At 54.5% G+C, this 12,682-nt stretch carries 10 protein-coding genes and 5 tRNA genes; 4 read left to right on the top strand and 11 right to left on the bottom strand.

Translation table 11 applies throughout. The annotated features are described in order from the left end of the window. Nucleotides 1-139: 139 nt before the first annotated feature. Complete coding sequence (gene gpmA / locus H0S68_RS06195) at nt 140-892, top strand: 2,3-diphosphoglycerate-dependent phosphoglycerate mutase (RefSeq protein ID WP_004941818.1); 753 nt, start codon at nt 140-142, stop codon at nt 890-892. A 70-nt stretch (nt 893-962) separates the two neighbouring features. Here gpmA and aroG read toward each other — a convergent pair whose 3' ends face one another. Beyond that, complete coding sequence (gene aroG / locus H0S68_RS06190) at nt 963-2,015, bottom strand: 3-deoxy-7-phosphoheptulonate synthase AroG (protein ID WP_020825692.1); 1,053 nt, start codon at nt 2,013-2,015, stop codon at nt 963-965. Nucleotides 2,016-2,221: 206 nt separating this feature from the next. Between aroG and H0S68_RS06185 the strand changes: the two genes are divergently transcribed. Genes H0S68_RS06185 through zitB form a run of 3 tightly spaced genes read left to right on the top strand, consistent with a single transcriptional unit; the run spans nt 2,222 to nt 7,001 of the window. Next, nucleotides 2,222-2,827 (top strand): response regulator, encoded by a 606-nt coding sequence (locus tag H0S68_RS06185; RefSeq protein WP_142815729.1) that lies wholly within the window; start codon nt 2,222-2,224, stop codon nt 2,825-2,827. Beyond that, entirely contained in the window at nt 2,824-6,039 is a 3,216-nt protein-coding gene (locus H0S68_RS06180; RefSeq protein WP_410529233.1) for an ATP-binding protein, read from the top strand. The genes H0S68_RS06185 and H0S68_RS06180 overlap by 4 nt, the downstream gene beginning before the upstream one ends. After that, nucleotides 6,039-7,001: a CDF family zinc transporter ZitB gene (zitB, locus tag H0S68_RS06175; RefSeq protein WP_046374259.1), complete on the top strand. Its 963-nt coding sequence runs from the start codon at nt 6,039-6,041 to the stop codon at nt 6,999-7,001. Before H0S68_RS06180 ends, zitB begins: the two co-directional genes overlap by 1 nt. A gap of 38 nt (nt 7,002-7,039) precedes the next feature. Here the strand turns inward: zitB and pnuC are convergent, their stop codons facing one another. The 10 genes from pnuC to tolB all read right to left on the bottom strand — a co-directional run bounded on the left by pnuC (nt 7,040) and on the right by tolB (nt 12,581). Continuing rightward, nucleotides 7,040-7,765 carry a nicotinamide riboside transporter PnuC gene (gene pnuC / locus H0S68_RS06170; protein WP_020825689.1) on the bottom strand — a complete coding sequence of 242 codons (726 nt, stop codon included), beginning with the start codon at nt 7,763-7,765 and terminating at the stop codon, nt 7,040-7,042. A gap of 21 nt (nt 7,766-7,786) precedes the next feature. Further along, nucleotides 7,787-8,848: a quinolinate synthase NadA gene (gene nadA / locus H0S68_RS06165; protein WP_041415250.1), complete on the bottom strand. Its 1,062-nt coding sequence runs from the start codon at nt 8,846-8,848 to the stop codon at nt 7,787-7,789. Nucleotides 8,849-9,196: 348 nt separating this feature from the next. Continuing rightward, nucleotides 9,197-9,272 (bottom strand) — tRNA-Lys (locus H0S68_RS06160). A 55-nt stretch (nt 9,273-9,327) separates the two neighbouring features. Further along, nucleotides 9,328-9,403, bottom strand: a tRNA-Lys gene (locus H0S68_RS06155). Nucleotides 9,404-9,472: 69 nt separating this feature from the next. Beyond that, nucleotides 9,473-9,548, bottom strand: a tRNA-Lys gene (locus H0S68_RS06150). A gap of 7 nt (nt 9,549-9,555) precedes the next feature. Continuing rightward, nucleotides 9,556-9,631: transfer RNA gene (locus H0S68_RS06145), tRNA-Val, on the bottom strand. Nucleotides 9,632-9,663: 32 nt separating this feature from the next. Then, a tRNA-Lys gene (locus tag H0S68_RS06140) sits at nt 9,664-9,739 on the bottom strand. Between the two features lie 179 nt (nt 9,740-9,918). Next, nucleotides 9,919-10,719, bottom strand: a complete 801-nt coding sequence (cpoB, locus tag H0S68_RS06135) for a cell division protein CpoB (protein WP_217330920.1) — start codon at nt 10,717-10,719, stop codon at nt 9,919-9,921. Between the two features lie 9 nt (nt 10,720-10,728). Further along, a complete protein-coding gene (gene pal, locus H0S68_RS06130; RefSeq protein WP_020825686.1) occupies nt 10,729-11,244 on the bottom strand; it encodes a peptidoglycan-associated lipoprotein Pal in 516 nt (171 codons plus the stop codon). 44 nt (nt 11,245-11,288) lie between these two features. Further along, complete coding sequence (gene tolB, locus H0S68_RS06125; protein ID WP_020825685.1) at nt 11,289-12,581, bottom strand: Tol-Pal system beta propeller repeat protein TolB; 1,293 nt, start codon at nt 12,579-12,581, stop codon at nt 11,289-11,291. Between the last annotated feature and the right edge of the window lie 101 nt (nt 12,582-12,682).

Here is a 12,682-nt window from a genome sequence, read left to right as displayed (position 1 = left end):
CAGCTTTTCCTCAGAACAGCACTTACTTTGCGGCAAGAAATTGGCTATGGTTAAACACTATCGATTGCCGAGCCCCCGGCCGCGGCAATATAATGATTTTCGTTATCATTGAAATGTCAGATTATTAAGGAGTTAAGCTATGGCTGTAACTAAGCTGGTTCTGGTGCGTCACGGCGAAAGCCAGTGGAACAACGAAAACCGCTTCACCGGTTGGTATGATGTTGATTTGTCCGACAAAGGCCGCACCGAAGCGAAAGCAGCAGGCAAACTGTTGAAAGACGAAGGTTTCTCTTTTGACTTTGCTTACACCTCCGTACTGAAGCGCGCTATCCACACCCTGTGGAACATTCTGGACGAACTGGATCAGGCCTGGCTGCCGACTGAGAAATCCTGGAAACTGAACGAACGCCACTACGGCGCGCTGCAGGGTCTGAACAAGGCTGAAACCGCAGAAAAATACGGTGACGAGCAGGTTAAGCAATGGCGTCGCGGCTTCGCCGTTACTCCACCAGAGCTGACCAAAGATGACGAACGTTACCCGGGCCACGATCCGCGTTATTCCGCGCTGACCGAGAAAGAGCTGCCGCTGACCGAGAGTCTGGCGCTGACCATCGATCGCGTGATCCCTTACTGGGACGAAGAAATTCTGCCACGCATCAAAAGCGGCGAGCGCGTTATCGTTGCTGCACACGGCAACTCCCTGCGTGCGCTGGTGAAATACCTGGATAACCTGAGCGAAGACGAGATCCTCGAGCTGAACATCCCAACCGGCGTGCCGTTGGTGTATGAATTTGACGAGAACTTCAAGCCAATCAAACGTTACTACCTGGGTAATGCCGACGAGATCGCTGCTAAAGCGGCCGCCGTGGCAAACCAGGGTAAAGCGAAGTAATTTTCGCCGCATGATCTAAAAAGCCCCCGGTTTTGGCCGGGGGCTTTTTTATTGGAACCAGGCAGGTTTATCAGCCGCGGCGCGCTTTCACCGCTGTTGCCAACTCGCGCAGCACGGTTTCGGTGTCTTCCCAACCGATGCAGGCATCGGTGACGCTCTTGCCATAAACCAGCGGATCGCCGCTTTCCAGGTTTTGGTTGCCCTCCACCAGATGGCTTTCAATCATCACGCCCATAATCGCCTTTTCGCCGCCGGCAATCTGCTTGCAAACGTCAGCATTCACTTCCAGCTGCTTTTTGAATTGCTTGCTGCTGTTGGCATGGCTGAAATCGATCATCACCTGCGCCGGCAGACCCGCTTTGACCAGGCCTTCTTTGACTTCTTTCACATGCGCCGCGCTGTAGTTCGGCTCTTTGCCGCCGCGCAGAATAATGTGGCAATCGCCGTTACCGCTGGTGTTCACAATGGCTGAATGGCCCCATTTGGTCACCGACAGGAAACAGTGCGGTGCGCTGGCAGCATTGATGGCGTCAATAGCAACCTTGATGGTGCCGTCGGTACCGTTCTTGAAGCCAACCGGGCAAGACAGGCCGGAAGAGAGCTCGCGATGCACCTGAGATTCAGTGGTACGAGCGCCGATCGCGCCCCAGCTCATCAGATCTGCCAGATACTGCGGGGTGATCATGTCGAGGAATTCACCCGCCGCCGGCAAACCGGTATCGTTAATATCCAGCAGCAGCTTACGGGCCAGACGCAGACCGTCGTTGATCTGGAAGCTGTTATCCATTTGCGGATCGTTGATCAACCCTTTCCAGCCCACGGTGGTACGCGGCTTTTCAAAATAAACCCGCATCACCACTTCCAGCTCGCCGCTCAGTTCCTGACGCAGCGACAGCAGGCGACCGGCATACTCTTTCGCCGCTTTGGTATCGTGGATTGAACAAGGGCCAATCACCACCAGCAGGCGATCGTCACTGCCGCGAAGGATCTGATGAATGGCACTGCGTGCCTTTGACACCGTCTCTGCTGCACGTTCAGTAGCCGGAAACTTCTCTAACAGGGCCACCGGTGGCAGGAGTTCCTTAATTTCTTTAATGCGTAAATCGTCGTTTTGGTAATTCATAACTTTTCCATTCGGTATCGAGAGGCGGTATTTCGCAGAGCATAGATCCAACCAATTTAGCCTGTGCGGATAACGCTGTAAATCACCTTTGCCACCTGCCGAATGAACCTCTAAATTAACAGTGGATTGTGCTGTTTCATCAGGGGAGCGCAGTGGCTCCTTTTTCGTTATGCTAACGGCCAGGATACTGTTACTCGAGCCAAGCCATGCCCTCTTTGTTATTAGTTGATGACCACCCGGTGGTTCATGTCGCACTGGAAGCGGCGCTAATCAAGTCATCCCGCCTCTATCACCTGCAGGCGGTGCAAGACGACGTTCAGGCAATGGCCCAATTGGCCACGGCCGACTTTGCGCTGGTGATCCTCGATATCGGTCTGCCGCAGGTGGACGGTTTGCAATTATTGAAAAAAATCCGCCGCCACTATCCGCAGCAACCAATCCTGATCTATACCGCACAGGAAGAAGATATCTACGCCCGTATGGCCTATTCGGCCGGCGCCAACGGATTTGTGCACAAGGGCAGCCGTCTCGAAGAGCTGGTGCTGGCGATTGAAACCGTACTGGATGGAAGCTTGAGCTTTCCCGCCACCGCCATGACCGAGGAGGCGCTACCGGCAGAAGGCACACTGCTGACGCCAAAAGAACTGCAGGTGCTCGGGCTGCTCAGCAAAGGCTTGTCCAATCTGCAAATCGCCGAGATGCTGAACATCAGCAACAAAACCGTCAGTACCCACAAGAAGAATATTCTGCGTAAGACCGGCGCCAGTAATCTGTTGGAGCTGGTGGCGGTGTTTAAAGAGCTGGCGCCATGATGCGTGCGCTTTTGCTGCTGGTAACGGTGTTGCTGTGCGTCGGTAGTCTGGCGCACGCGGCGCAGCCGGTACGTTATCAATTGGTCAGCAACCTGAATATCCCGCCCGACCTGCTGATTGCCAGCGAGAAAAACCCCTGGCGCGACGCGACGCTGCGCATCGGTATCATCAGTGAAAATACCAGCCCCTATAACATTATTGTGGATGACGACCTGTACGGTCTGAATGCCGACTACCTGGGCTATGTTCAGCAGGTCACCGGCATCCACTTTCAGATCTACGGCTTCTCCGATCTGGCGAAACTTGAGCAAGCGCTGCATGACGGGACTGTCGATCTGGTGTACGGCATTCCACAAAACGAAGCGCTACACGGCCTGAAAATTTCTCAGCCTTATTACGTCAGTAACCTGCGCGTACTGCGGGATCGCAGCAACGATCGCAAAGTGATGCTCAACTCCGCCAATGCCCGGGTGGCGATCAGCACCCTGACCGATATGCAGGCCGGCAATGCGCTAAAGACGGTGTCGTCCCACGTACAACGCTATGACAACAACCTTCAGGCGGTGTATGCCCTGCTCAATGGCAGCAGCGACTACTTTATTGCCGATGAAGCCAGCGCCAGCTTTATTATCGACCAGCTGCAGCTCGGCCAGCTTTATCAGATCGAAAGTACCCTCAACCTCGGCAACCTGTCGTTCGTATTTGCCGCCGCCAACCCGGCGCTGATCGAGACCCTCAACGTAGCCATCGCCGACACCCCGATGGAGTTGATGAATGCCATCCAAAGCCGCTGGAGTAAAAAGATCCCCAGCTATCTCGATACCGGCAACGCCGATCTGACGCAGATGGAGAAAAGCTGGGTGAAGACTCACCCCACCGTCTATTACGCCGCCATCGAGAATAACTTCCCCTTCGCTTACCGCGGTTCCGGTGGGCAAGCGCGCGGTTATGCCATCGACATTTTGAATATCATTGCGCAAAACACCGGATTGCGCTTTGTTCCGCTGTGGGCGCGCAATGCCGAACAGGCCGATCAATTGGTGCAATCCGGCCAGGCCAGCTTTCGCACCGCGTTGCCATTGGCGCGTGGGGTTAAAGCGCGCTACAGCGCAAGTATGCCCATCCACCGTTCGCTGTGGGGGGTGTATGTTGGCCAACACGACAACGGGATTTCCACCTGGAGCGATCTGGCCGGTAAACGCATTGGCGTACTGCAGGGCGATCTGGCACAAGGCCTGGTGCCTGCCAACGAAGAACAGATCCGTTTTGCCGACAGTAAGGCCATGTATGACGCTCTGGCTAACGGCCAGTTGGATGCGCTGGTGGATAACGTGATTTCGGCAAACTTTGTCGCTTTGTCTCGTTACTCCGGGGCGATAAAGTTGGCGTTCGCCGCCAATAATATTGCCTACCCGGTAGCGTTCGGCGTGCGGCAGGATCAGCCATTACTGTTGGCTATCCTCGATAAAAACCTGATGCAGATCCCGTCGGAAACGCTGCAATCACTGCGCGATGAGTGGATTGTCGATCGTAGCAACCTGATTGACGCCGTGAATGAAAACCGTATGCAGCCGCAAACCACCTGGCTGCTGGCGCTGCTGGCTGCGGCGATCCTGTTGCTGTTGGGGCTGACCCTGCGCCGGTTTATCCTGCAGAGACGGGATAAGCGCGAACGGGAAGTGCTTGAACAGGCTCGTCGGCATGCGGAAGCCGAAAACCGAATGAAGAGTAAATTTCTGGCTACCGTCAGCCATGAATTGCGCACTCCGATGCACGCCATTCTTGGTCTGTTGGAGCTGGAGCTGAAACGTCAGCCAACGCCCGAGGGGCTGCCGGTGATCTACAGCTCGGCATCATCGTTGCTCAACCTGCTCAATGACTTGCAAGATCATGCCCGGCTAGCCACCGGCTCGTTAACCTTAGCGCCCAAGGCCGTAGCCCTGCACCCTTGGGTGGCCCACATTAGCGCCCTGTACCGGCCGCTGATTGGCGAACGCCCGGTGACGCTAAAAGTGAGTGCGGCCGACAACCTGCCCGCAGCCGTTCTTATTGATGGTGAGCGTTTACTTCAGGTCGCTAACAATCTGATAAATAATGCGATTAAGTTTACACTGCGCGGCAGTATTCAGGTCAGCATCGGCTGGCGTGAGCAGTCTACACAGCAGGGAGAACTGTCGCTGACGGTGACCGACAGCGGGTGTGGCATCGCCGCCGATGAGATTGGCAAACTGTTCCAGCCGTTTTACCGCGCGCGTGGTGCACAGCGTGTATCCGTGCAGGGAACCGGATTAGGGCTGTCTATTTGCAAGGAAATTATCGAACAAATGGGCGGACGGATTGAGTTGCACTCGCGTCTCGGCGTCGGCACTGAGGTTTCCCTGTCGGTACCGGTCACCGAGGTTGCTCTTGACTCGGCGACACAGCAAACCGATAAGCCGCTCAACCTGCCGCCGCCGAGTTTGCGCGTGGCGCTGATTGACGATCACCCCACCAATCTCCTGCTGATGGAACGACAGTTGCGCCACTTCGGTCTGCAGCCGACGCTGTTCGAGCAGGGTTATCCGCTGCTGAAAGCCCATCGTCGGCAGCGGTTTGATCTGCTGTTCATTGATTACAATATGCCGCGCCCGGATGGCCTGACGCTGGCGAGGCTGATACGCCGCGACGAGCAGCGCCATCGACGCCCGGCTTGCCAAATTATCCTCTGCTCGGCGGACGTGCAGGAATTTACCCGTATCCCGCCGGAGTTGGTGGCTATAGATCGCTTTTTAACCAAGCCCATCTCGCTGGACGCACTCGCCCAAGCGTTGCCACAGCAACCCCAGGCGCTGGAGCAGCAGTTAGTCCTTACTGACCTTCAGCAGTCCCTGGCCGATATGGCCGGTAATGACCGACCGATGATCCAACGTTTGGCGACAACGCTGCTGACAACCCTACAGCAAGACCGACAGCGGCTCGCGCTAGCGGCACAAAGCGAGGACTGGCTACAGCTTGGGCAAGCCGCGCATCGCATTAAGGGTAGCCTGTTGATGTTGCAACTGCCGGCAGCGGCCAGCCTGTGCCAACAATTGGTGGAAAGCGGTCGTGAAGGAACATTGCTTCAGGACGCCTATACTGAACTAAGTACGTTAGTGGAACAGATACTGATAGAACTGGATGATCTGGTCAGCGCTAACGAGTCGTATATTGCTATGCATCATAAGGATGAATAATGTCGGATAGCCCGCACGTACACCTACCGAAAGACAGTAATAGTAAACGCCTACTGACCGCTTTTTTAGTCACTGCGGTATTCATGATCGCCGAAGTGATCGGTGGGTTAATTTCAGGGTCCCTGGCGCTGCTGGCCGATGCCGGCCATATGCTCACCGATGCGGCGGCGCTGCTGGTGGCATTGATGGCGGTGCACTTCTCGCAGCGTAAGCCCAATGCACGCCATACCTTCGGTTATCTGCGCTTGACGACGCTTGCGGCTTTCCTCAACGCCGCCGCGCTGTTGGTGATCGTGGTATTCATACTGTGGGAGGCGATACGGCGTTTCTTCGAACCACAGCCGGTGATGGGTACCCCAATGCTGATTATCGCCATAGCGGGGTTGCTGGCTAACCTGTTCGCCTTCTGGCTGTTGCACCGCGGCAGCGAAGAGAAGAACATCAACGTGCGGGCCGCGGCATTGCACGTATTGGGGGATTTACTGGGGTCGGTGGGTGCCATTGCCGCGGCGATTGTGATCCTGACCACCGGCTGGACGCCGATCGACCCGATATTGTCGGTACTGGTATCCTGCCTGGTGATACGCAGTGCCTGGCGGCTGCTGAAGGAGAGCTTCCACGAGCTGCTGGAAGGTACGCCACAGGAAGTGGATATCGCCAAACTGCAAAAAGACCTGTGCCTGAATATTCCGGAAGTACGCAATATCCACCACGTCCACGTCTGGCAGATTGGTGAACAGAAGCTGATGACGTTGCATGCACAGGTGATACCGCCGAATGACCATGATGGCTTGCTGCGCCGCATTCAGGGCTATCTGTTGGAACACTACCGGATTGGCCACGTGACCATTCAAATGGAATACCAGCATTGTGATACGCCCGACTGCGGAATTAATCGGGCTCCCGAGCCGAGTGACCACTCACATTCCGGCTCGCATTCCCATCTGGGGCATCATCATTAAAACAAACGGGGCGCCTTATAGGGCGCCCCGGCGATATTTTAAGGTGCGGAAGACAAAGGCCGCGATTGGTTGTTGCCGGCGCTTTTGATCCACAGCCAGGAACCGTTCAGCGCAATCAGCGTCAGGATCACGTATTCCAGCGCCATGGCGTAAACGCCCTGATAGGCAAAAATCGCCACGCTAATCACGTCAATCACCACCCACAGCAACCAGTTTTCCACGTACTTGCGCGTCATCAGAATCATCGCGACGATCGACAGCACCATCATCGCCGAATCCCAGAACGGGAAGGCGTCCGGTTGCAGCTCAGGCATTTGCACGCTGAGGCCCAAGCCCTGCATTACCGTCACCGCAACCTGAGTCAACCAGGCGAAAACGCGGTCGATATTAAAGGTCATCAGTGCAATGCCGATCACACATACCGCCGCCCAGCCCAATGCCTTCGGCAGCGGTAACCAACGAATCTTCAGCTCGGCCTGATTATCCTGCGTCTGACGACTCCAGGCGTACCAGCCGTAGATATTGGCAACAAAGAAGAACAGCTGCAGCAGCAGACTGGCGTAAAGCTGGATTTGGAAGAAAATCACCGCGAACAGCGTGACGTTAATCAGGCCGAACAGGTAATTGATGATTTTCTCTTTGCTGGCATACCAGATACACAACAAACCGAACAGGGTGCCGATCGCCTCAATCCATGACAGATCATAACCCCCTGCGCCCAGCGGGATATGCACCAAGATATTGCTGGTACTGAAAAAGCTCATTTTATTATCCTTATTAAACGGTTAAGCGTTCCCTTTTACCTGCATTTTTAATTGGGCAGCAAAATCCAACATCCGGTTCAGCGGGATTAGCGCCTTTTGACGTAACGCCGCATCCACGTGGATCTCATGCAGTGCACCGCCCTGCTCCAGCCCGTCGGCAATCGCCTTCAGGCCGTTCATCGCCATCCATGGGCAGTGCGCACAGCTGCGACAGGTGGCGCCTTCACCGGCGGTCGGCGCTTCAAAAAGCTCCTTGTCCGGGCAGGCCTGTTGCATCTTATAAAAAATACCGCGATCGGTGGCGACAATCAGCTGCGGATTAGGCAAAGTTTTCGCCGCCTGTATCAATTGGCTGGTTGAGCCTACCGCATCGGCCAGGTCAACCACCGCCTGTGGCGACTCAGGGTGCACCAGTATCGCCGCGTCAGGGTATAAGGCCTTCATGCGCATCAGGGCCTGGGTTTTAAACTCGTCATGGACGATACAGGCCCCCTGCCAACACAATACGTCGGCGCCCGTCTGCTTTTGCACGTAGTTGCCCAGGTGACGATCCGGGGCCCAGATGATTTTCTCGCCAAGGCTGTCGAGGTGCTCAATCAGTTCAACGGCGATACTGGAGGTAACCACCCAGTCCGCGCGAGCTTTTACCGCCGCCGAGGTATTAGCGTAGACCACCACGGTGCGATCGGGGTGGCTGTCGCAAAATGCATGGAATTCTTCTTCCGGACAGCCAAGATCCAGCGAGCACTCTGCGTGCAGCGTCGGCATCAGCACCTGTTTTTCCGGGCTGAGGATTTTGGCGGTTTCGCCCATAAAGCGCACGCCGGCGACCAGTAAGGTCGAAGCTGGGTGATTGCTGCCAAAGCGCGCCATTTCCAGCGAGTCCGCCACACAGCCGCCGGTTTCCTCCGCCAGCGCCTGGATCTCAGGATCGGTATAATAATGGGCCACCATCACCGCATTGCGCTGCTTGAGCAGGGTTTTAATCTTCTCACGATAAAACGCCTTCTGCGCGACGTCTAACGGCACGGGTTTGGGCGGGAACGGGTACACCGCCGCATTAACATCAAACATTTCACTCATCGCTGCAATCTCTGTGCTAGGCTGGGTGTCTGCTGCCCGGGTATTACCCATCGCAACCCCCTTCGTTTTATATACTAAACAAAATACCTAAAATTGAGCGAAAAGTCCGCTGATATTTTCAATATCACGCCAATGAAGTTTAATGGATTGAATTTTTGATCAAAGAGAGAGATCTGCAGGGGGAAAGTGCTTTCGTGATAGAGAGAATGGAGTGCGCATGCCAACAAAAATGGCGGAAGGTGGAACGTACCGGAGATTTCCTCGAATCTGAACGCAGCTTCTCACCGACACGATTCGTGCTATATGCCAATTCAGAGTTTTTAATAAGGGGGGGTATTTCTTTAAGAATGGTGGGTCGTGCAGGATTCGAACCTGCGACCAATTGATTAAAAGTCAACTGCTCTACCAACTGAGCTAACGACCCACTGATGTGGTTTACTGCTGAACCGCGTAAGCAGGAGAGGAACTCGCTGCAATAATGGTGGGTCGTGCAGGATTCGAACCTGCGACCAATTGATTAAAAGTCAACTGCTCTACCAACTGAGCTAACGACCCACTGACGTGGTTTACTGCCGAACAGCCAATACAAACCGAAGCCTGGATTGAGGAAAAACAATTCTGAAATGGTGGGTCGTGCAGGATTCGAACCTGCGACCAATTGATTAAAAGTCAACTGCTCTACCAACTGAGCTAACGACCCACAGCAGTGGTGGGTGATGACGGGCTCGAACCGCCGACCCCCTCCGTGTAAAGGAGATGCTCTACCAACTGAGCTAATCACCCACTGACGTGGTTACTGCTACTACTTCAGAAATTGGTGGGTCGTGCAGGATTCGAACCTGCGACCAATTGATTAAAAGTCAACTGCTCTACCAACTGAGCTAACGACCCAATTTCCTTGCTGCTTTAACATCTTGCAAGATGTCTTGGCAACGGCGGCATATATTACTAATTTATCTTGGCAGCGCAACCTAAATTTTTGAACAAGGGGTTCAACTGCTTGTTCTTCACGCGAATGAGCCCAGAAAGCGGTCAAATCGACTAACTTCTGGGCTCATTATTTTTTCTGACTAACCGGCTACGCGACTTTTCGCCTGTTTGGCCGCCGCACTGGTTGGGTATTGTTTAATCACCTGCTGGAACACGGCTTTGGCTTTATCGGCCTGCCCTTTCTCCTGCATGATGATACCTACCTTGTACATGGCGTCCGGCGCCTTAGGTGACTTTGAGTAATTCTTCACCACGACCGCATAATAGTAAGCCGCATCGTCTTTCTTACCCTTGTTGTAATACAACTGGCCCAGCCAATAGTTGGCATTAGGCTGGTAAGTAGACTTTGGGTACTGTTTTACGAAGGTCTGAAAAGCAGAAATTGCCTGGTCATACTGTTTTTTTTCCAGCGCTAATGAAACAGCGGCATTGTAGTCGCTGTTTTCATCACCCTTGCTGGCCGGCGCTGCTGCTGTAGCGCCCGCAGACGCACTGTCAGCGCCTTCGGAGGACGCAGCCGCTGCTGCTCCACCCGCGGCACCCGCTGCGGCGGCGGAGCTCTGAGCGCCGCCCTGGCTGATGCTATCCATCTGCTGATAGATTTGCTTTTGGCGTTCAACGACCTGATTCAGTTGATATTGGCTTTCCTGGATTTGCCCGCGGAGCGAGTCAATATCGCGCTGATTGTCAGAGAGTTGTTGCTGGAGTTGGTTTAAAAGCTGGCCTTGAGCATTGCTGATGCGCTCAAGCGAGGTGACACGGTCTTCGACCGAGCCGGAGCCGACATTACTGATTGGCGCTTGGGCAGTAGCGGCCCATGGGACCGCTACGCCAACCAGTAACGACAGACTCAACAAGTGACGTCTGAAGTTACTGTTCATGCGATTCTCTTAGTAAACCAGAACTGCACGACGGTTTTTAGCATAAGCCGCTTCGTCGTGGCCCAGTACTGCTGGTTTTTCTTTACCGTAAGAAACGATAGAGATTTGGTCAGCTGAAACGCCTTTACCTTGCAGGTACATTTTCACGGAGTTAGCACGACGCTCACCCAGGGCAATGTTGTATTCCGGCGTACCGCGCTCATCCGCGTGGCCTTCTACGGTCACTTTGTAAGACGGGTTGTTACGCAGGAATGCAGCGTGCGCGTCCAGCATCTGAGCGAACTCAGAGCTCACGTCATACTTGTCCAGACCGAAGTAAACAATGTTGTTCTTCTGCAGTTCTTGCATCTGCAGACGAGCTTGTTCTTCAGAAGACAGGTTGCTGCTGCCGTTTTCTGTACCAGTGCCAGCGCCAGCGCCCAGACCAGATTGGTCGTTGTTTGCGCTTTTGTTAGAACTACAAGCTGCTACAGCCAGGACTGGCAGTGCCAGCAGAAGCCCTTTCAGCACTTTGTTCAGTTGCATTTCTTTAATCCTTTTATAGTTTGCCATACATATTTACACATGCATCACAGATACGGCGACCAGGCAGGGAATTTGACCTGTCCATCAGTTGCCGGAAGACGCGCTTTAAAACGCCCATCAGTCGATACCAGTTGCAACACGGAGCCCATACCTTGCGTGGAGCTATAGATCACCATGGTGCCGTTTGGCGCAATACTAGGCGTTTCGTCCAGGAAGGTGCCGGTCAAAACTTGAACTGCACCCGATCCGAGATCTTGTTTGGCGATATGCTGAGCACCATTGTTTGAGCTCACCATCACCAGGAATTTACCATCAGAGCTGACTTCAGAATCCTGATTCTGAGAGCCTTCCCATGTCAGACGCTGTGACGCACCGCCACTGGCACTGACTTTATAAATCTGTGGCCGGCCACCCTGATCGGAGGTATACGCCAGAGACTGGCCATCCGGGAACCAGGTCGGTTCGGTATTGTTGCTGCGCCCGTCGGTGATTTGAGTAATCTGGCCAGAGCCCAGATTCATCACGTACAGGTTCAGGCTGCCGCTTTTAGACAGCGCGAAGGCCAGACGACTGCCGTCCGGTGAGAACGCCGGTGCACCGTTGTGGCGCGGGAACGAGGCGATCTGACGGATAGCACCGTTAGCCAGGGTCTGAACCACCAGCGCAGAGCGGCCGCTTTCAAAGGTCACGTACGCCAGTTTGCTGCCGTCCGGCGACCAGGCCGGGGACATCAGTGGTTCCGGTGAACGGTGTACCACAAACTGGTTGTAGCCGTCGTAATCCGCTACGCGCAGCTCGTACGGGAATTTCCCGCCGTTGGTCTGCACAACGTAAGCGATACGGGTACGGAATGCGCCCTTGATACCGGTCAGCTTTTCAAACACTTCGTCACTGGCGGTGTGAGCAGAATAACGCAACCACTGCTTGGTCACTTTATACTGGTTCTGCGCCAATACGGTGCCAGGAGAACCTGAAGTGTCCACCAGTTGATAAGAGATCAGGTAGCCGCCGTCCGCACCAGGTTGAACCTGGCCGACCACGACTGCGTCAATGCCCAATGCAGTCCAGGCCGCCGGCGTCACTTCAGACGCGGTGGTCGGTTGCTGCGGCATGCGCGCTACGTCAATTGGGTTGAATTTGCCGCTGTTGCGCAGGTCTGCGCCGACAATCTTGCCAATATCTTCCGGAGGCGTGCCTGGGCCAGCCCATTTAAACGGCACCACACCAATCGGGCGAGCGGAGTCGACCCCTTGGGTGATTTCAATGCGAACTTCCGCGTGAAGAACGGAGGCCCACAGTATTAAAAAACCTAACGCTACTCGAAATGCCTGCTTCATCTCATCTCCCTTATCCAGGCGGGATGCCTGCGATAAATTAGCAGAATTTTAACAAACCAACGCAAACAAAACTACATAATCCCTGTTGGTTACCTTAGTAC

It is taken from the genome of Serratia sp. AXJ-M, assembly GCF_046531865.1.
In the GTDB taxonomy this organism is placed as follows: domain Bacteria; phylum Pseudomonadota; class Gammaproteobacteria; order Enterobacterales; family Enterobacteriaceae; genus Serratia; species Serratia liquefaciens.
Note: the sequence above shows the minus strand (reverse complement) of the source record. Positions and strands in the feature narration are given on the sequence as shown.